We start from the raw sequence: 18,990 nt of genomic DNA, 5'->3' as shown, positions 1-18,990 counted from the left end.
CGCGGGTGAGATGGTGGGGTACGGGGCTCGTGGCGCTGGCGCTGCTGGTCCTGGCCGCGGGGCTCCCGCTGCTCGACAGGGCCCTCGGCAGCGGCGGCAGGCCGATCGCGGCGGGCACGGTGCTGTCGGTCGGGGCCGAGCGCGACGGCGTCCGGCCGGTCTCGTTCACGGTCCCGTCCCCGGGCTGGGTGCTCGACCGGGCCGAGTCCTCGCTGACCAGCGACATCGAGCTCGCCAACGCGGGCGTCGGCCTGTACGTGCGGATCGTCGTGCCGCTGGCGCCGCTGGACGCGCGCGAGCTGTGGGACGGCCTCGGCCGCATCGTCGCCGCCGGCGGGCACTCGCGGCTGCGCGCGGGGCCCGTCCCGATCACGACCGCGCACGGGCTGACCGGGCTGACCGGGCGGCTCGCCGGGCGCGAGCGCGTCGGCATGGCGACCGTGTTCGCGCGGGCCACGCTCGGCGCCACCGTGACGGCGTCGGGGCCGCCGGAGGCGTACCGGCGGCTGGCCGCGGAGGTCGAGGCCCTGGTGCGGACGCTGCGGATCTCGGCGCCGTCATGACCCGCCGGCCCGCGTTCTGGCTGTGGGCCGCCGCGTGCCTGCTCGGGGCCTGGACGGCCTTCCGCGGGATCGGCGCGCAGGTCGCGGCGTTCCCGGCCGGCGCGATCCTCGGGTTCGCGCTGCTGGCGCCGGCGCTGGCGGCGGGCGTGTGGGCGCTGCGGCGGCTGCACCCGATCCGGTCGCTGCCGCTCGGCTACGCGCTCATCACGGTGGCGTGGGGCGGGCTCGCCGCGTTCGGGCTCGCGCTGCCCGCCAACTCGGCGTTCCAGGCCGTCCTCGGCAAGACGGCGGGGCCGGGGTTCACCTCGGTGTGGGGCGCGGCGATCATCGCGCCGGTCGACGAGGAGGTCCTGAAGCTGCTCGGGGTCGTGGTGCTGGCGCTGATGGCGCCGGCCGCGGTCCGCGGGCCGCTCGACGGCTGGCAGTACGGCGCGCTCGCCGGCCTCGGCTTCCAGTTCGCGGAGAACTTCCTGTACGTGCTGAACACGATCGTGCTGACGGGCGCGACGCAGGACGCCAACGCGGCGCTGTTCACCTTCGGCAGCCGGGTGGTCGGCGGGGCGTGGTGGAGCCACTGGGCGATGACGGCGGTCGGCGGCGCGGGCCTCGGCTGCCTGCTCGGGAGGCCGTCGCGGACGAGCGCCGCGATCGCGGGGGCCGCGTTCACGCTGTCGATGGCGCTGCACTCGTACTGGGACGCGCCCGTCCTGCCCGGGGTCGTGCTGATGCCGGTGAAGGGCGCGCCGATCCTGCTCGCCGCGGTCGTCGCGTACCGGCTCGCGCGGCGCCGGTACCTGGCGCACTTCCGGCGGACGGTGCACGCGGAGACGGCGAAGGGCGTCCTCATCCCGGGCGAGGGGCACGTGCTCGCGTTCCGCAAGTGGCGCCGCAAGGAGCGGTGGGGCGTGCCGGCCGGGGAGCCGCGCCGGCTGCTCGCCCGGCTGCGCGCCGACCAGCTGGCGCTCATCGAGGACGGGCTCGGCGGGCTGGAGCCGGACCCGCTGGCCGCCGACCGGCTGCGGGCCGACATCCGGCTCGTCCGGCACCGGCTCAACGCGGCCGCGGACCCGCGGGCGGCCTGACCGCGCGCAGCCCGGCCGGGAGGACGGCGGCGCACACGCCGGCGGCGATGAACAGCGCGGTGCCCGGCCCCGCCGCCGCGAAGGCGCCCATGACGGCGACGCCGAGCGCGGCGCCGAGCTGCCGGGCCGCGTTGAGCAGGCCGCCGGCCGCGCCGGCCGTCCCCTCGGGCGCGGCGGTGACCGCGAGGACGGCGAGGGCGGGCAGGGCGAACGACACACCGAAGCCGGTGCAGAGCAGTCCCGCGACCAGTGCCGGGTAGGTCGCGCCCCGGGCCAGGACGGCGCCGAACAGCACGCCTCCGGCGGTCAGCAGGGCGAGGCCCGCGAGGACGGGGCGGCGCGGCCCGGTGCGCGCGACGATCCGCCCGGTGAGCAGCGGGTTGACCGCGAACGGGAGCGTCATCGGCAGGAACGCCAGGCCGGTCTCCAGCGGTGTGAGGCCGAGCGTCCGCTGGAACACCAGCGGCAGGACGAACAGCACGCCGGTCATCACGAAGTTGACCGCCGCGCCGGCCGCCAGCGCGAACGCCATCCCCGGCGCGCGCAGGACCGCGGGCACCAGGACCGGCGCCGCGCTCCCCCGCTCCCGCAGCGCGAACGCGGCGCCGGCCGCGACCGCGCCGGCGCCCGAGCACGCCGCGTGGACGCCCGCGCCGGCGCCGAGCGCGATGAGCGCGTCGGTCAGCAGGCCGGCCGCCGCGCACGCGAGGAGCTGCGCGGGCCTGTCGATCGAGCGCGGGCCGCGCGGGCAGGTGACCGCGCGCCCGGCGGCGAGCGCGAGCACGAGGGCGGCGAGCGGCATGTTGACCAGGAAGATCGCGCGCCAGCCGGCGAGGCCGACCAGGGCGCCGCCCGCGATCGGCCCGGCGGCGAGCGCGGCGCCGCTCGTCGCCGCCCAGGCCGCGACCGCGCGGGCGCGTTCGGCGGGTACCGGGTAGAGCCGCGCGATCAGCGCCATGGACGCGGGCACGCACCCGGCGGCGGCGACGCCGAGCACGGCGCGCAGTGCGACGAGCGTCCACAGGTCCGGGGCGGCGGCGCAGAGCAGCGACCCGGCGCCGAAGACGGCGATGGAGGCGCCGAACACCCGGTGCGCGCCGTGGCGGTCGGCGACCGCGCCCGCCGACGGCAGCAGCGCGCCGAGCACGACCGTGTAGCCGGTGACGGCCCACTGCAGCCCCGCGACGGACGCGTGAAGGGACCGGGCCAGGTCGGGTTCGGCCACCGACAGGACGGTGGTGTCGAGCAGGACCATGAAGTAGCCGAGGGAGATGCCGAGCAGGGCGGAGCGCCGCTTCGCGGCGGACCCCGCCGGAGCGGGTGCGAGGACTGTGCTCATGGCCGCCCAGTCTGGGAACGGGGGCCGCCGCGCTCCACCGGCTGCGCCGCACGGGGCGTTCGGAATATCCGAACGCTCCGCACGGGTTCCCTCGGCATGGAACTGCGCCAGCTGCGGACGTTCGAGGCCGTCGTCGCCCACCGGACCGTCACCGATGCCGCCGCCGCCCTCGGGCTCGCGCCGTCCTCGGTGTCGGAGCAGGTCCGGGCGCTGGAGGCGGCGCTCGGCGTGGCGCTGTTCGAGCGCGGCCCGAAGGGGATGCGCCTCACCCCGGCCGGGGAGCGGATGCGGGAGTGGTCGGGCCGGCTGCTGGGGCTGGCCGAGCGGGCCCGCCGCGAGGTGTCCGGGGAGCGGCCGGTGCTGCGGCTCGGCGCGCTGGAGTCGATCGCCGCGACGCACGTCCCCGGCGTCCTCGCGCGGCTCGCCGAGCGGCGGCCCGGCCTGCGGGTGCAGGTCCGGTCGGACGCGGCCCGCGACCAGTTGCTGGACGCGGTCGCCGCCGGGGACCTGGAGGCGGCGCTGCTGCTGGACGCCGGCGACGGCGTCGGCGGGCTCGGCTTCGCGGCGCCGGCCGCGCCGCTGGACTTCCTCGACCTGGAGCCCGTCCCGCTCGCGCTGGTCGCCGCGCCGGACCACCCGCTCGCGGGCGCGCCCCGCGTCACCGCCGCCGACCTGCGCGGCGAGCGGCTGCTGGTGAACGTGCCGGCGTGCTCGTTCTGGCTGGCGGGCGAGCGGCTGCTCGGCCCGGCCGTCGAGCGCGTCCGGGCGGGCAGCGTGACCGTGATGAGCTCGTGGGCGGAGCGGGGGCTCGGCGTGGCGCTCGTCCCCGAGTTCGCCGTCCGGGACCGGCTCGGCGGCGGCGCCCTCGCCCGGCTCGCGCTGGACGCCCCGGCGCTCAGCCTGCGGCTGGTCTGGCGCGCCGACCGCGAGACCCTTCCCGGGCTGCGCGAGGTGCTCTACGCGGCGGCCGCGCCCTGAGGGCCGGACGGGGCCGCAGGCGCCCGTACACCGGCGTTTGCGGTGATCCCGCCCGGGTACCCGCCCAGCGAAATTGCTGCTCGGGCCTGGGGAGAAGTGCGCGATGGCGGGACGGAACGGCCGGTCGAAGTCCGCGAGGGCCGGCGACCTGGCCCAGGGTGTCAACGACCGGCTCGGTTCGACCTCGTTCCTGAGCCAGAACATCAAGAAGGCGTTCCCGACGCACTGGTCGTTCCTGCTCGGCGAGATCGCGCTCTACTCGTTCATCATCCTGATCCTCACGGGCGTCTTCCTCACGCTGTTCTTCAAGCCGAGCGGCGGTGTGCAGATCTACGACGGCTCGTACGCGCCGCTCAAGGGCGTGGAGATGAGCGACGCGTACGCCTCCACGCTGCACCTGACGTTCGACGTGCGCGGCGGGCTGCTGATGCGGCAGATCCACCACTGGGCGGCGAACGTGTTCCTCGCGGCGATCGTGGTCCACCTCATGCGGATCTTCTTCACCGGCGCGTTCCGCAAGCCGCGCGAGATCAACTGGGTGATCGGCGTGTCGATGTTCGCGCTGGCGCTCGCCGAGGGGTTCGCGGGCTACTCGCTCCCGGACGACCTGCTGTCCGGCACCGGCCTGCGCATCTTCCAGGGCATCCTGCTGTCCATCCCCATCGCCGGGACCTACCTCAGCCTGTGGGCGTTCGGCGGGGAGTTCCCGGCGAGCGAGGAGTTCATCCCGCGGCTGTTCACGGTGCACATCCTGCTCATCCCGGGCATCCTGATCGCGCTCGTCACCGTCCACCTGATGATCCTCTGGCACCAGACGCACACCCAGTGGCCGGGCCGTGGCCGGCGGGAGATGTCGGTGAGCGGCGAGAAGACCTTCCCGCACTTCGCCACGCAGAGCGCGGGCTACTTCCTGTTCACGTTCGGCGTCCTGTCGGGGCTGGCGGCGTTCTTCCAGATCAACCCCGTCTGGCTGTACGGGCCGTACGGGCCCGACGAGGTGTCCTTCGGCTCGCAGCCGGACTGGTACGTCGGGTTCCTCGAAGGGTCGCTGCGCATCATGGCGCCGCTGTCGACGACCGTCGCCGGGCACGACATCGCGTGGAACGTGCTGCTGCCGGCCGTCGTCCTGCCGGGGATCTTCTTCACCCTCATGGGGCTGTACCCGTTCCTGGAGCGCTGGGCCACCGGGGACGAGCGCGTCCACCACCTGCTGGACCGGCCGCGGAACGCCCCCACCCGGACCGGGATCGGCGCGGCGGCCGCCGCCTGGTACATCAACCTGCTGGCGGCGGGCGGCAACGACATCATCGCCGACACCTTCAAGATCCCGCTGTTCTGGACGACATGGTTCTTCCGCGTCGGGTTCTTCGTCGCCCCGGTCCTCGCGTTCGCCATCGCCCGGCGCGCCTGCCTGAGCCTGCAGCGCCGCGACCTCCAGACCCGGGAGGAGGGCGTGGAGAGCGGCCTGATCTCGCTCAGCCCGGAGGGCGGCTTCGAGGAGCGGCACGAGCAGCCGTCGCGGGACGCGGAGGCCGTGCTGCGCACCCGGCGGCCCGGCGAACTGGTCGCCCCCTACCCGAACCACATCATCCCGCTGCCGACCCCCGACCGGGCCCGCACCCAGGTGCGCACCCGCGCCAACCGCTTCTACCTCGACTACCAGTCGGAGTCGTATGGCGGCGGCCAAGGCGACCTGGAGAAGCCGCCGCAGGACGGCGGATCGCAGGACGGGGGCGGCTGACCCGCGCCGGTCAGGATCCCTTGGGGAGCGTCAGGAGCCCTTGGGGGGCGGCGGGAGCGCCGGCTCGGCCTCCTGCGGCGGCTCCAGCGGCGGGTAGTGCAGGTCGAACGCCGGGCGCACCGAGCGGATCCGGGGCATCGTCGTGAAGTTGTGGCGGGGCGGCGGGCAGGACGTCGCCCACTCCAGCGAGCCGCCGGTGCCCCACGGGTCGTCGGTGCCGACCTTCTCGCCGTGCCGCCAGGTCCGCAGCACGTTCCACAGGAACGCGAACGTCGAGGCGCCGAGGATGAACGAGCCGATGGACGAGACGAGGTTCAGCGTCGCGAACTGGTCGGGGTAGTCGGCGTAGCGGCGCGGCATGCCCTCGGCGCCGAGCCAGTGCTGGACGAGGAACGTCGTGTGGAACCCGATGAACAGCGTCCAGAAGTGGATCCTGCCCCAGCCCTCGTGCAGCATCCGGCCCGTCATCTTCGGCCACCAGAAGTAGAACCCGCCGAACATGGCGAACACGACGGTGCCGAACAGGACGTAGTGCAGGTGCCCGACGACGAAGAAGGAGTCGGTGAGGTGGAAGTCCATCGCCGGCGAGGCGAGGATGACCCCGGTCAGGCCGCCGAACAGGAACGTCACGAGGAACCCGAGCGCGAACAGCATCGGGGCCTCGAACGTGAGCTGCCCCTTCCACAGCGTCCCGACCCAGTTGAAGAACTTGATCCCGGTCGGCACGGCGATCATGAAGGAGGTGATGGAGAAGAACGGCAGCAGCACCCCGCCGGTGGCGAACATGTGGTGCGCCCACACCGTCATCGACAATCCGGTGATCGAGATCGTCGCCGCCACCATGCCGAGGTAGCCGAACAGCGGCTTGCGCGCGAACACCGGGAGGATCTCGGTGACGATCCCGAAGAACGGCAGCGCCGCGATGTAGACCTCGGGATGGCCGAAGAACCAGAACAGGTGCTGCCACAGCAGCGCGCCGTGGTTCGAGGGGTCGTAGATGTGCGCGCCGAGCTTGCGGTCGGCCTCCAGCGCGAACAGCGCCGCGGTCAGCACCGGGAAGGCGATCAGCACCATCAGGCTGGTCAGCAGCACGTTCCAGGTGAAGATCGGCATCCGGAACATCACCATGCCGGGCGCGCGCATCGCGATGATCGTGGTGATGATGTTGACCGAGGTCAGGATCGTCCCGAAGCCGGACAGGATCAGCCCCATGATCCACATGTCGGGGCCGAGGCCCGGCGAGTACGTCCCGGAGGTCAGCGGCGAGTAGGAGAACCACCCGTAGGCGGCGGCGCCGCCCGGCATGATGAACGACGCCATGACCATGAGCCCGCCGAACAGGAACAGGTAGTAGGTCAGCGCGTTCATCCGGGGGAACGCCACGTCGGGCGCCCCGATCTGCAGCGGGACCAGCACGTTCGCGAACCCGGCGAACAGCGGCGTCGCGAACAGCAGCATCATGATCGTGCCGTGGATGGTGAACAGCTCGTTGTAGGTGTGGTTGCTCACCACCTGCTTGCCGGGCTCCATCAGCTCGGCCCGCATGAGCATGGCCATGACCCCGGCGGCGAGGAAGAACAGGAACGACGTCGTGAGGTACAGGTAGCCGACCATCTTGTGGTCGGTGGTGGCCAGGATGTGGCCGATCCTGGTCCCCATCCGGTGCCGCGCGAGCGCCTCGGCCACGCTCGCGTCGTCCCTGCCCTGCACAGCCGTCATCGACGGCCTCCCTCCCGCGTCGGAGCCCAACGGGCCACTTGCCGCAGGGGGGCCGTTCAAACGGCCGGGCGCCGACCGTCAGCTCCCGCCGCCGCGGGGGTCCGGGGCGAACGGGGCGGCCCGGCCCAGCCGGTCCAGCATGATGCCCTCGCGCAGCGCCCACGGGCAGATGTCGAGGCGGTCGAGCCCGAGGACGTCCATCACGCCCTCGGCCACGATCGCGCCCGCGAGGATCTGGTGGGCGCGCGACGCCTTCACCCCGCGCAGCCGCGCCCGCTCCTCGTCCGGCAGCTTCGCCAGCCGGGGGATCCAGCGGTGCAGGTCGCGGCGGTCGAGGCGGCGCTCCCGGAACGGCCCCGCCTTCGCCTTCGGCGCGCCGCACAGCCGGGCCAGCTGGGTGAAGGTCCTGGACGTCGCGGCTGCCCGCACCGGGGCCGGGCGCGCGGCGATCCCGGCGGTCGCCTCGGTGAGCACCGACCGCACGTGCGCGGACAGCGCCCGGCGGACGCGCTTGCGCACCGGCGGGCGGGGCGGCAGGTGGTGCCGGGTGAGGCGGCCGGCGCCGAGCGGCAGCGACAGCGCGATCTCCGGTTCCCGGCCGGCGCCGTAGGCCAGCTCCAGGGAGCCGCCGCCGATGTCGGCGAGCAGCAGCGGGCCCGCCGACCACCCGTACCAGCAGCGGGCCGCGAGGAACGTCAGCCGCGCCTCCCGCTCGCCGCTGAGGAACCCGAGCTCGACGCCGGTGGCGGCGCGGACCTCGGCGGTGACGTCGGCGCGGTTGGCGGCGTCGCGCAGCGCGGACGTCGCGAACGGCACCAGCTCGGCGACGCCGAGGGCCGCGGCGGCGGCCGCCGCCTCCCGGACCGCGGCGATGAGCCGCCCGACCGCGGGCCGCCCGATGACGCCGTGCCGGTCGGTGGCCTCGGCCAGCCGGACCGGGCTCTTCACCGACCGGACGGGCAGCGGCGGGTGCCCGGGGTCGAGGTCGGCGACCCGCAGGTGCGCCGAGTTGGAGCCGATGTCGAGCACGCCGAGGCGCAGGGGGGCGTCGTCCATGGGTCTGCTTTACCCCGCGTTGACCTCCTCAGTCCGGCGACGTTTCGGCGCGCCCGTCGGGGTAGGGCCGCCGGGGAGACGGGGCCACCGCCGCTGAGGAGGAGCAGATGAAGGCCGTCACCTGGCACGGCAAGCGCGACGTCCGCGTCGACAGCGTGCCCGACCCGGAGCTCAAGGAACCGGACGACGCGATCATCCGGGTGACCTCGTCCGGCATCTGCGGGTCGGACCTGCACCTGTACGAGGTGCTCGGGCCGTTCCTCACCGAGGGCGACATCCTCGGCCACGAGCCGATGGGCGTCGTCGAGGAGACCGGACCGGACGTCGCGCACATCAAGCCGGGCGACCGCGTGGTGATCCCGTTCAACATCTCGTGCGGGCGCTGCCACATGTGCGGGATGCAGCTGTACGCGCAGTGCGAGACGACGCAGGTCCGCGAGCACGGCATGGGCGCGGCGCTGTTCGGCTACACCCGGCTGTACGGGCAGGTCCCCGGCGGGCAGGCCGAGTACCTGCGGGTGCCGCAGGCGCACTTCGGGCCGATCAAGGTGCCGGACGGCCCGCCGGACGAGCGGTTCGTCTACCTGTCGGACGTGCTGCCGACCGCGCGGCAGGCCGTCGAGTGGGCCGCGATCCCCGAGGGCGGGTCGGTGACCGTGCTGGGCCTCGGCCCGATCGGGCAGATGGCCGCCCGGATCGCCCGGCACCGCGGGCACCGCGTGATCGCGGTGGACCTCGTGCCGGAGCGGCTGGAGATGGCGCGCCGGCACGGCGTCGAGGTGATCGACTCCGACGCCGCCGACGACGTCCCGGACGCGGTGCGCCAGCTCACCGGGGGCCGCGGCACCGACTCGGTGATCGAGGCCGTCGGGATGGAGGCGCACGGCTCGCCGGGCGCGAAGCTGGCGCAGACCCTCACCGGGCTGCTGCCGGGCAACTCCGCCGCGCCGCTGATGTCGCGCGTCGGGGTGGACCGGCTCGCCGCGCTGACCACCGCGATCGAGATCGTCCGCCGGGGCGGGACGATCTCCGTCATCGGCGTGTACGGCGGCATGACCGATCCGCTGCCGATGCTGCGGATGTTCGACAAGGGCATCGGGCTGCGGATGGGCCAGGCGCACGTCAAGCGGTGGATCGACGAGCTGCTGCCGCTGGTCTCCGACGACGCCGACCCGCTCGGCGTGATGGACCTCGCGACGCACCGCTGGCCGCTGGAGAAGGCGCCGCAGGCGTACGAGATGTTCCAGAAGAAACAGGACGGCGCGATCAAGGTGCTGCTGCAGCCGGGCGGCGCGGCCTAGGCTTTCGGCACGCCCCCGGGGGCGTGCCGATCACCCGAGCCTGGAGGTGGGCCCGATGCACCCGTTCCGCGCGGCCATTGAGAAGGGCGACATCGACGCCCTCCCGGCGCTGCTGGCCGAGGACGTCACGTTCCTCAGCCCGGTGGCGTTCGCGCCGTACGAGGGGCGGGCCGCCGTCACCGCGATCCTGCGCGCGGTGACCCGGGTGTTCACCGGCTTCCGCTACGTCCGGGAGATCAGCGACGGCAGCGACCACGCGCTGGTGTTCAAGGCGCGGGTGGGCGACCGCGAGGTGCACGGCTGCGACTTCCTGCACCACGACGACGCCGGGCTCATCGACGAGTTCTGCGTGATGGTGCGCCCGCTGTCGGGCGCCCGCGCCCTGTCGGACGCGATGGGGGTGGAGTTCGCGAACGTCCGGCGGGAGATGGGCCTGGCCTGACGCGCCCCGCCTCACCGGGAGAGCCCGAGGACGGTCCAGCTCGCGAACGCCGACAGCGGGTAGAGGGCGGGCGCGGGCCAGCGGGCGCGCCCGCGCGCGAAGACCACGGCGGCGAGCGCCGGGACGGCGAGCGGCACGAAGGCGGCGGCCGTCCACGGGCCCGTCCGCGCGGAGGAGGCGAGCAGCGCCGCCGGCAGCACCGGCGCGGCCAGCACGCAGGCCACCGCGCCGCCGAGCCCGAGCGTCGCCGTATAGGCCCGCTCCCCCGGCTGCGGCGCGCGGGTGGTCTTCCCGGCGAGCTCCGCGTAACCGCCCGCGAGCACCGCGATGAGCACGCCGGTGAGCACTGACGCGTCAGCGCCGTGCCCTGCCCCGTCCAGGTACCCGGCGTACAGGTACAGGTGCAGCAGGACGGGCGCGGGCAGGCTCACCAGCAGCCCGGCGATCAGCCTGTCCGGGCGGGGCCGCCCCCACCTCAGGTGGACGCCGAGCACCGCGGCGGCGTAGCCGAACTGGGCGAGCAGCACCCCGGCGCGCCACGGCCACGCCGCGTGCGACGCGACGAGCACCGCGGCGCCGGCTCCGTACAGGACGGCGAGGTCGCGGACGCCCACCGCACCGGCCGGCAGTGGTCGGCCGGGGTGGAAGCGCCGGTCGTAGTCGACGTCGCGGATGTCGTCGAGCGCCCGCATCAGGAGCAGGTCGGCGAACAGCGCCGCCGCCGCGACCGCCGTCCCGGCCCCGGGCCGCCACCCCCGCCCCGAGGGGTCGAGGGCGGCGAACAGCCCGGTGACGCCGCATGCCCACAGCGCGGCGAACAGCGCGGACGGAAGCGGCGGGTAGGCGCCCAGGACGAACCGCCCGACCCGGGCGCCCCACCCCCTCATCGGCTTCCGCGCGACCAGGTGACCGGGAGCTGCCAGACCCCGCGCACGAACATGCGGTCGCGCCAGGCCAGGTCGGCGGGGTCGACGGCCAGTGAAAGGTCGCCGAACCGGCGCAGGATCGCCGCGAGGCCGGTCTGGAGCTCGGCGCGGGCGTGGTGGGCGCCGAGGCAGCGGTGGCGGCCGTGCCCGAAGCCGAGGTGCGGGTTCGGGGAGCGGGCCGGGTCGAAGGCGCCGGCGGCGGGGAAGGCCGCCGGGTCGCGGTTGGCGGCGTCGGTGAGCGGGACGACGACGTCGCCCGGCGCCAGCGGCGTGCCCGCCAGCTCGGCGGCGGCGGTGACGACGTGCGGCCGGCCGCCGGTGCCGGCGAGCCAGGTCCAGCGCACGTACTCCTCGGCCGCGGCCGGGATCAGCGCCGGGTCGGCGCGCAGCCGGGCGGCGAGCCGGGGCCGGGCCGCCAGGTCCAGGACGCAGAGCGCGAGCAGGTTCGCGGTGCTCTCCCCGCCCGCCATCAGCAGCCCGGCCCCGAGCACGGCGGTCTCCTCGTCCGACAGGCCGGAGCCGTGCACGAGCGCGGTCAGCAGGTCGTCGCCCGGGAACGGCCGGCGCGCGGCGACCTGCTCGGCGAAGTAGCCGCGCATGCCCTCGTGCGCCGCCGCCACCTCGGCGTCCGGGTGGTGCCCGGCCGACATCATCGCGCTCGCCCAGGGCAGCAGCAGCCCGAGGTCGGCGGCGGGGACGCCGAGCATGCCGCAGACGACCGAGTACGGGAACGGCGTCGCGAACCGGGCGATCAGGTCGGCGGGCGGCCCGTCCGCCGCCATGCCGTCCAGGAGGCGGCTCGCGACGGCGGCCATGCGCGGCCGGTCCGCCTCGGCGCGGCGGGCCGTGAACCAGGCCCGGACGGCCCGGCGCCGCCGGGTGTGCGCCGGCGGGTCGCTCGCCGCCAGCGCGAGGGACGCCGGGGTCCGGGCGAACAAGGTGCCGCCCCGCCACGCCTCCCGGCTGAACCGGTCGTCGGACAGCACCGTCCGGACGTCGGCGTGCCGGGTGGCGAGCAGCGCCTCCCGGCCCGCCACCACGGCCGGGACCAGCGGGCGGGCGTGCAGTCGCCGCAGGTGCCCGGGGTCCAGCGGGACGCCCGGGCGGTGCGGCGGGGGGAAGTCCATCGGTCTCCTTCAGGCGCTCAGCGGCGGGGGCAGCGAGGTCTCCTCGGCGCGGCGGCCGTCGCGCTCCAGCCGGCTCAGCCGCGCCGAGGTCAGAGCCGCGCGGAACAGCTGGATGCCGCGCGCCGAACTCGGGTCGACGCCGGACAGGTCGCGGATGCGGTCCAGCCGGTAGTGCAGGGTGCGGCGGTGGATCCACAGCTCACGGGCGGCGCGCTCGCGGTCGAGGTTGCAGGCGAGCAGCACCTCCAGCGTCCGCCGCAGGTCGGTGCCCGCGTCGAGCGGCTTCAGCACGGCGGCGAGCCGGCCGCGGATCGCGGGCTGCTCCAGGATCGCCAGCTCGACCAGCAGCTCGTCGGCCCGGTAGGGGCGGTCCTCGCCGTCCGGGATGGCCTTGACCGCGGTGAGCACCCGGGACGCCTCCTCCAGCGCGTCCGGGATGCCGGCGAGGCCGCGCCGCTGCGCCTGCGCGGCGTGCACCGGGCCGCGCGTCCAGGCGGCGAGGGACGCGGTGAACTCGGCGGCCCGGCTCTCCGCGCACAGCGGGTCCGCGGCGGGGAGCAGCACGATGAGGCCGGACAGGTCGCCGGAGTACAGCACGCCGTCCCAGCCGTCCAGCCGCTCGCTGGCCCGCTCCCAGCTCGCGTCCGAGGCGGGGGCCTCGCACAGCAGCACCAGGTAGCCGGGCGCGAGCCGGACCCCGGCCGCCTCGGCGATGACGCCGGCGGGCGCCCCGTCGATCAGGGTCTCGGCGAGCAGCCGGCGCAGCGGCCGCGACGCGCCGCCCGCGCGGGGCGCCTCCGCGTAGCCCTGGATGCACGCCTCCCGCGCGCCGATGGCGAGCCGCGCCGCGTGCGCGGTCAGCTCGGCCATCTCGGCGAAGTGGCCGGGCGGCGCGACCGTCCAGCAGGTGCGGGCGGCGGCGGCGAGCGCGAGGTCCCACACCTCCGACAGCACCGGCAGCGGGATCGCCTGCCGGGCGGCGAGGACGCCGAGGTCGCGGAAGCGGCCGAGGTCGTCGCCGGGCAGCGGCTCGCCGGTGAGGACGAGCCCGATGAGGCGGGTGCAGGTCTCCCCCCGGCCGCCGAACATGGGGCCCGCCGCGCGCCGGATCGGCAGGTAGGCGGGGTGGCCGTGCAGGGCCTCGCCGACCGCGTCGGCGACCCGCGGGCCGGTGGAGACGAGGATGTCGCAGAGTCCGCCGGGAGCGGTCATCGGAGCCCGCTCCCTACGCCGCCGCCAGCCGGAACCTGGGCAGGTGGCCGACGGTCGCGTCGACCAGCCCGTGCAGCTCCCGCACGCAGCCCGGTTCGCCGCCGAGCCCGTCCAGCAGGCCGTGGGCCCGCGCGATCAGCGGCGCCACGGACGCCGCGTAGCCGTCGATGACCTCCTCGTCCAGCATCCGGGCGGCCAGCTCGGCGCGCGCGGCCGCGCACCGGCGGGCGGCGGCGTGCAGGTCGAGCGCCTCGCGGCGCCGCCCGGCGGGCAGCGCGCGCAGCAGGTGGGCGAGCAGGTACGTGGCGGTGCCGTTGGCGAGGTCCTCGTGCCGCCCGGACGCGAGGTCGCGCTGGTCGTTGACGAGCTGGCGCAGCACGCCGAGCGACCGCCCGAACGCGCGCCAGCCGGCGACCCGCTCGCGGTCCGCGCCGGCCAGGCAGGCGGCGGCCGCGGCTGCCATCCCGTACGGCGCGCCCGTCTTGCCCTCGTAGCCGCGCAGCACCGACGCGGGCGTGGCGACCGCCGCGCGCTCGGTGAGGTCGCGCAGCTGGCCGTCCACGGCGTCCAGCCAGCAGCGCGACAGCTCCTCGCCGAGCGCCGCGCGGGTCGCGGCGGGCACCGGCAGCCCGGCGAGGAGCCGGGCGGGCAGGGGGCCGCCGACGGCGAACGCGGTGAGCGCCCGCCTGCCGGCGGCGACCCGGTCCGGCACGCCGGCCGGGCCGGGCGCGTCGGTCAGGTCGTCGAGGTGGCGGGCGGACGCCCACCAGAGCAGGTGGACCACCGCGATCGGCGCCGCCGGACCCGGCTCGCCGGTCTCCGCGCCGTGCGCCAGCAGCGGCAGCGCGACCATGCCGTGCAGGCCGGGCCGCGAGCCCTTCGCGCGGACGAGGTCGAAGAACTCCACGAGGAACTCCGACATGGCGCCGCCGACCATCTCCCGGCCGCCGTCCAGGCCCATCGCCAGGCCCTCGGCGAGCAGCTCGCACAGCCGCGCGATCTCCACCTCGACCTCGGCGATCGCCCGTTCCTGGGCCGCCTTGCCGAACACTCCTTCGTCCACGTGCCAACTCCTCTGGTGCTGCGGGGGTGTGTGCGGGCCGCGCCGGGGGCCTCCGGCGCGGCCCGTCATCGGCGGGCGCGCCCGTCCAGGACCCGGACCGTGCCGGCGCGCCCGTCCAGCTCGATCCACGCGCCGTCCGGGATGCGGGCGACGGCGCCGCCGACCGCGACCGCGGCGGGCACGCCGAGCAGCCGTCCCGTGACGGCGGTGTGCGAGAGCAGGGTGCCGCGCTCGACGACCAGGCCGGACGCGGCGATCATGAGGGGAAGCCAGCCCGGGTCGGTCTCCCGGGCGATGAGGATCCGGCCGGCGCAGCCGGCGGGCGGGACGCCGGGGTCGAGGACGACCTTGGCGCGGCCGCGGACCGTCCCGCCGCCCGAGCCGAGCCCGCGCAGCACGTCGCCGCCCCCGCCCTCGGCCCTCCCGGCCGGGCGGGCGCGGGCGAGGGCCGCCGCCACCGAGGCCGCCGCCGGGACCGACAGCAGCGGGGGCGGGGGCGGCGCGTCGCGGTGCCGGTCGCGCTCGGCGCGCCGCACCGCCGCGAGGCCGCGCAGGACGTCCGGGCCGGCGCCGGGCAGGGTGCCGTCGAACGCGCCGACGACCTCCGCCGCGGTGAGGTCGACGACGTCCATGGGGTCGTCGAGCGCTCCGGCCTCGGCGAGGTCGGCGCCGAGCCGCCACAGGACCGTGCGGGACAGCCCGAACAGCTGCGTGCGGCAGAACCTGGTGTCCTCCCGGGTCCGGACCAGCGACCGCAGCAGGGCGAGCAGGGCGCCGAGCACGGCGCGGCGCGCCGGGTCGGGGCAGGCCGCCCGCAGCCGCCGCCGGGCCTCGGCCGCCGCCCGCGCCTCGTCGGCGCGGCTGCCCGCGACCGTCGCGCCCCGCCGGACGAGCGGGGCGAGCGTCGCGGCGAGCATCCAGGGCCGCTGCCGGGGCGTGGGCGCGTCGAGCTTGAGGTCGTGCACCGCGCGGTCGCCGTAGCGGCGCAGGTAGGCGCGGGCCGCGGCGGCCATGGGCGAGCCGTGCCGGCCGGCGGCGACGCCGTCCCACACGGCGCGCATGGCCTGCGCGTCGGCCGGGTCGGCGGCGAGCAGCGCGGCCTTCAGCTCGGGGATCTCCGCGGCGCGTTCGGCGAGGGCGATGGCGGCGCGGGCGGCGGCGAGCGAGCGGTTCTCGCCGCCGCCGCACAGCAGGCCCGGCAGCAGTTCGGGCCCGGCGTCCGCCCACCGGCGCAGCAGCGCGGTCGCCGCCCGCAGGACGAGCAGGCCGTAGACGCCGTTGGCGAGGGTGACGCCCCAGCGCGCGAACGCCTCCGCCCACACCCGCCGGTAGAGGGCGATCAGCTCGTCCGGGGACCGCTCGGCGAGCGGCGGGGCGGCCGGGTCGTGGACGTCCGCCATCACGCCGTCCCACCAGCGCAGGAAGCGCGCGGTCGCGCGGCGGTGCCCGGCCGCGCGGACGGCGAGGCCGGGCAGCGCGGCGGCGACCCGGACCCGCGGCCGGCGGCGCTCCGCGCGGGCCTCGCCCGTGATGCCCATGCCCTCCTCCCAGCCGGCGCGGACCAGGTCGAACACCGGCAGCCTGCCGTGCAGCTCCTGCCAGTCGTCCAGCCGGTAGTAGACGCGCCCGCCGAGGTGCCCGACCATGCGCGGCAGCCGGTGCGCGTCGGCGCGGAGCCGCCGCGCGGGCACGCCCATGCGCCGGTACAGGTCGGTGAAGGCCAGCTCGTAGAACACGCGCGCCTGCGAGTAGGTGAGCGCGCCCGACACGCCCGGGAAGCTCTCGGTGATGTTGTGGTCGCCCCAGTGGACGCGGGGGCCGCCGTCCTGGGGGCCGGCTACGAGCGGCCGCGCCTGGACGAGGTGGACGGCGCCGTCGGGGGTGAACGTCCCCTCGATGTCCTGCGGGCAGCCGAAGTGCGCCTCCACGCGGGCGGCGAGTCCGGCCACTTCGCGGGCCTCCTCGTCGGTCAGCACGGGGGCGTCCTTGAGCTCCGGCGGCACCCCGAGCACTCTCAGGCCCGTCTCACCGTCCGCCGGCGGGCCCACCATGCGCCGCTTGGCCACAACCTCGGTACGGACCTCGTCCGTCACCGGATCGACGAAGAAGTGGTCCACATCGGCCTTCTCCTGGACGACGCCCTCCCCGATCCCGTGCGCGGCGGCGATGACGTGGCGCCGCGCCCCGTCCCGGGGGTCGCGCGTGAACGCGACGAACGAGCGGTCGCCGCGCACCATGCGCTGGACGCCCACGGCGACCCTGGCGCTCGCGGGGTCGGCGCCCCGGAGCGTCCGGTACCGGACCGCCTCGGGTTTGAACGCCGACGCCCAGCAGCGCGCGACCGCCCGCAGCAGCCCGTCCCGGGGGACGTACAGGAAGCTGTCACTCATCCCGGCGTACGGGTCGCTCTCGGAGTCCTCTCCCCCGCCGTCGCTCCCCGGCACGACGCACGCGCGGACGGCCGCCGTGCCGCGTGCGCCGATCCGGTCGTCGAAGGCCTCCAGCAGGGCGGCGGCGAGGTCGCCGTCCGGGACGGCGCCGGCCAGCGCCGACGCCGCCGAGGCGCACCAGTCGGCGACGGGCGCGGCCGAGGCCGGCGGGAGGCGCAGGGCGCCGAGCGCCCGGTCGAACTCCGCCGCCGGCAGGCAGAAGAAGTCCGGGACGGGCAGCCCCGCCGCGCGCAGCGCCTCCAGCCGCGCGAACTCGAACCCGATCTCGCCCATCGTCACCACACTCCCGGCAGCAGGCGGGGCGTCGCGGCGGCGTACCGCGCGTAGCCTGGGACATCGCGGAGCGCCCGCTCCTCGACCCGGATCCGCCCGGCGACGGCCCCGGCGAGCAGGGCGAACGCCGGCACGGTCACGGGGCCGGGGAAGAAGGCCGTGACGCCGAGGTGGGCGAGCAGCATCCCCGCGTAGGCCGGATGGCGGACGGTCCCGTACGGCCCGTCCGTGACGACCCGGTGGCCGGTCTGCCGCGCCACGTGGTGGGAGTAGAACCGGCCGAGGGCGCGGATCGCGGCCTGCCGCAGCGCCACCCCTGCCGCGAACACCGCGCAGGGCAGGAGCAGCCACGGCGTCCAGTGGTCCCAGGGCGGGGGCCGCAGCGACGCGCCGGCGACGAGCAGGACGCGGGCCAGCGCGTACGGGAGCAGCGTGCGGGAGTCGGCGGGCGGTGCGGCGGAGCGGCGGAAGGTCACCGGCGCCTCCAGGAGCAGCCAGCCGAGGTAGCCGGCCAGCAGCGCCGCCGCGACCTGCCCCACCGCGCCGCCCCGGCCCGCGTGCAGCGCGATGCCGCAGGCCAGGATCGCCGTGCCCGCCGCGAACAGCAGGCGCGGCGCGAGCGTCACGTACCTCACGGCCGCGTTCACCGGGCCCGGGTCCGCGCGTACTGCTCCGGGTCGACCGCGTACGCCTCGTAGGTGAGCGACCCCAGGACCGCGCCGGTCGCGGCGTCCGCCAGCGTCGCCGCGCAGCGCGACCGGCGGCCGGGGGTCCGCGCGGTGGGCCAGCGCAGGACGAGCGGGACGTCGCGGCCGACGCGGTACGGGATGTCGGCCCGCAGCGCCACCCACAGCAGCGTCGCGTCCATGGGGCGGCCGTGCTCCGCGTGCTCCAGCATCGTGGCGAACTGCCGGCCCGCCTCGACGAGCTCCACGGGGCCGCGGGGCGCGGCGGGCGCGCCCGCCGGCCGGAGCACCGCCGACTCGACCACGGCCCGCCCGCGCCGCACCGGCTCGCCGACCAGGATGTTCTCGTCGCGGTGCCGGTGCACGAGCCCGGCGTCCGCCCGCCGGGCCGGCGCCGGGCCCGGCCCGGCGGCCGGCGGCGCCGGGTCCGCGTCGGCGAACGCGATGGAGCCGCCGCACACCTCCCGGCCGGCCTGCCGCGCGGCGACCGTCCAGGCGCGGTTGCGGCCGGGGACGGGGCGGCACGCCAGCGTCGTGCCGCGGTCCAGCTCGCAGAAGCGGGTGAAGTCGAGGCCGGCGACGACCCGTCCCGGCGGCCGCCCGCGCGCCCGCAGCCCGTCGGCGCGGGCGGCCAGCTCCAGCAGGCCGCTGAACAGCAGCATGCCCGGCACGTGGTCGAGCGGGTGGTCGAAGTAGAAGGGATCCGACTCGTCGACGACCAGCTCGCGGAATCGCTCGATAACAGGCGCGGTCATGAGCTCCCTCTAATTACCCACCCGGGGCCGCCGGCTCCGCCTGCCGAAAACGCCACCGGACGCCGTTCCCGGGAACGGCGGATATGCCGACCGGACGGCCGTCATCTTGCTACAGAAATGCGCACGGATGAACTGCACCCCTGGGCAGTCCGGGCCGCGGCGGGCTGCCCAGTCCGGCAACCCGGCGGCCCCGGAGGCGCGCCGCGCAGGGCCCTGCCGGGCCGGAAACCGCATGTCAGCGTCCACTTGCAGCCTGCGCGCCGGCGGCCGGCCGGCC

16 protein-coding genes are annotated in these 18,990 nt (G+C 76.4%); 6 read left to right on the top strand and 10 right to left on the bottom strand.

Going from position 1 to position 18,990, the window contains the following annotated elements:
- Positions 1 to 5: 5 nt before the first annotated feature.
- On the top strand, positions 6 to 563 hold the full coding sequence (locus tag HUT06_RS16710) for a hypothetical protein (RefSeq protein WP_176196581.1): 558 nt from the start codon (positions 6 to 8) through the stop codon (positions 561 to 563).
- Positions 560 to 1,645 carry a PrsW family glutamic-type intramembrane protease gene (locus tag HUT06_RS16705; protein ID WP_176196580.1) on the top strand — a complete coding sequence of 362 codons (1,086 nt, stop codon included), beginning with the start codon at positions 560 to 562 and terminating at the stop codon, positions 1,643 to 1,645. The genes HUT06_RS16710 and HUT06_RS16705 overlap by 4 nt, the downstream gene beginning before the upstream one ends.
- Here the strand turns inward: HUT06_RS16705 and HUT06_RS16700 are convergent.
- Positions 1,614 to 2,984: an MFS transporter gene (locus HUT06_RS16700; RefSeq protein ID WP_217711316.1), complete on the bottom strand. Its 1,371-nt coding sequence runs from the start codon at positions 2,982 to 2,984 to the stop codon at positions 1,614 to 1,616. The genes HUT06_RS16705 and HUT06_RS16700 overlap by 32 nt on opposite strands.
- Positions 2,985 to 3,080: 96 nt before the next feature.
- On the opposite strand from HUT06_RS16700, the gene HUT06_RS16695 reads away from it, so the two are divergent.
- Together HUT06_RS16695 and HUT06_RS16690 are read left to right on the top strand one after the other, a co-directional pair.
- Positions 3,081 to 3,962 (top strand): LysR family transcriptional regulator, encoded by an 882-nt coding sequence (locus HUT06_RS16695; protein ID WP_176196579.1) that lies wholly within the window; start codon positions 3,081 to 3,083, stop codon positions 3,960 to 3,962.
- A gap of 103 nt (positions 3,963 to 4,065) precedes the next feature.
- Positions 4,066 to 5,703 carry a ubiquinol-cytochrome c reductase cytochrome b subunit gene (locus tag HUT06_RS16690; RefSeq protein ID WP_176196578.1) on the top strand — a complete coding sequence of 546 codons (1,638 nt, stop codon included), beginning with the start codon at positions 4,066 to 4,068 and terminating at the stop codon, positions 5,701 to 5,703.
- Positions 5,704 to 5,733: 30 nt separating this feature from the next.
- On the opposite strand, the gene ctaD is transcribed toward HUT06_RS16690, so the two are convergent.
- A complete protein-coding gene (ctaD, locus tag HUT06_RS16685) occupies positions 5,734 to 7,362 on the bottom strand; it encodes a cytochrome c oxidase subunit I (protein WP_254715769.1) in 1,629 nt (542 codons plus the stop codon).
- Positions 7,363 to 7,500: 138 nt separating this feature from the next.
- Positions 7,501 to 8,478: a Ppx/GppA family phosphatase gene (locus HUT06_RS16680; RefSeq protein ID WP_254715222.1), complete on the bottom strand. Its 978-nt coding sequence runs from the start codon at positions 8,476 to 8,478 to the stop codon at positions 7,501 to 7,503.
- A gap of 107 nt (positions 8,479 to 8,585) precedes the next feature.
- On the opposite strand from HUT06_RS16680, the gene HUT06_RS16675 reads away from it, so the two are divergent.
- Both HUT06_RS16675 and HUT06_RS16670 read left to right on the top strand, forming a co-directional pair.
- Positions 8,586 to 9,779 carry a zinc-dependent alcohol dehydrogenase gene (locus HUT06_RS16675; RefSeq protein ID WP_176196576.1) on the top strand — a complete coding sequence of 398 codons (1,194 nt, stop codon included), beginning with the start codon at positions 8,586 to 8,588 and terminating at the stop codon, positions 9,777 to 9,779.
- Between the two features lie 55 nt (positions 9,780 to 9,834).
- Positions 9,835 to 10,221, top strand: a complete 387-nt coding sequence (locus tag HUT06_RS16670) for a nuclear transport factor 2 family protein (RefSeq protein ID WP_176196575.1) — start codon at positions 9,835 to 9,837, stop codon at positions 10,219 to 10,221.
- Between the two features lie 11 nt (positions 10,222 to 10,232).
- Here HUT06_RS16670 and HUT06_RS16665 read toward each other — a convergent pair whose 3' ends face one another.
- The 7 genes from HUT06_RS16665 to HUT06_RS16635 all read right to left on the bottom strand — a co-directional run bounded on the left by HUT06_RS16665 (position 10,233) and on the right by HUT06_RS16635 (position 18,713).
- Entirely contained in the window at positions 10,233 to 11,108 is an 876-nt protein-coding gene (locus HUT06_RS16665) for a hypothetical protein (protein ID WP_176196574.1), read from the bottom strand.
- Positions 11,105 to 12,274, bottom strand: a complete 1,170-nt coding sequence (locus HUT06_RS16660) for a cytochrome P450 (RefSeq protein ID WP_176196573.1) — start codon at positions 12,272 to 12,274, stop codon at positions 11,105 to 11,107. Before HUT06_RS16660 ends, HUT06_RS16665 begins: the two co-directional genes overlap by 4 nt.
- Positions 12,275 to 12,283: 9 nt before the next feature.
- Positions 12,284 to 13,486, bottom strand: coding sequence for a CdaR family transcriptional regulator (locus HUT06_RS16655; RefSeq protein WP_176196572.1), 1,203 nt, complete (start codon positions 13,484 to 13,486; stop codon positions 12,284 to 12,286).
- Between the two features lie 13 nt (positions 13,487 to 13,499).
- Positions 13,500 to 14,549, bottom strand: coding sequence for a polyprenyl synthetase family protein (locus HUT06_RS16650; protein WP_176196571.1), 1,050 nt, complete (start codon positions 14,547 to 14,549; stop codon positions 13,500 to 13,502).
- A 65-nt stretch (positions 14,550 to 14,614) separates the two neighbouring features.
- A complete protein-coding gene (locus tag HUT06_RS16645) occupies positions 14,615 to 17,272 on the bottom strand; it encodes a PEP/pyruvate-binding domain-containing protein (protein ID WP_176196570.1) in 2,658 nt (885 codons plus the stop codon).
- Positions 17,273 to 17,274: 2 nt separating this feature from the next.
- A complete protein-coding gene (locus tag HUT06_RS16640; protein ID WP_176196569.1) occupies positions 17,275 to 17,919 on the bottom strand; it encodes an isoprenylcysteine carboxylmethyltransferase family protein in 645 nt (214 codons plus the stop codon).
- Positions 17,916 to 18,713 carry an AfsA-related hotdog domain-containing protein gene (locus tag HUT06_RS16635; RefSeq protein WP_176196568.1) on the bottom strand — a complete coding sequence of 266 codons (798 nt, stop codon included), beginning with the start codon at positions 18,711 to 18,713 and terminating at the stop codon, positions 17,916 to 17,918. The genes HUT06_RS16640 and HUT06_RS16635 overlap by 4 nt, the downstream gene beginning before the upstream one ends.
- Positions 18,714 to 18,990: the final 277 nt, after the last annotated feature.

The organism is Actinomadura sp. NAK00032 (assembly GCF_013364275.1).
Classification (GTDB): Bacteria; Actinomycetota; Actinomycetes; order Streptosporangiales; family Streptosporangiaceae; genus Spirillospora.
Note: the sequence above shows the minus strand (reverse complement) of the source record. Positions and strands in the feature narration are given on the sequence as shown.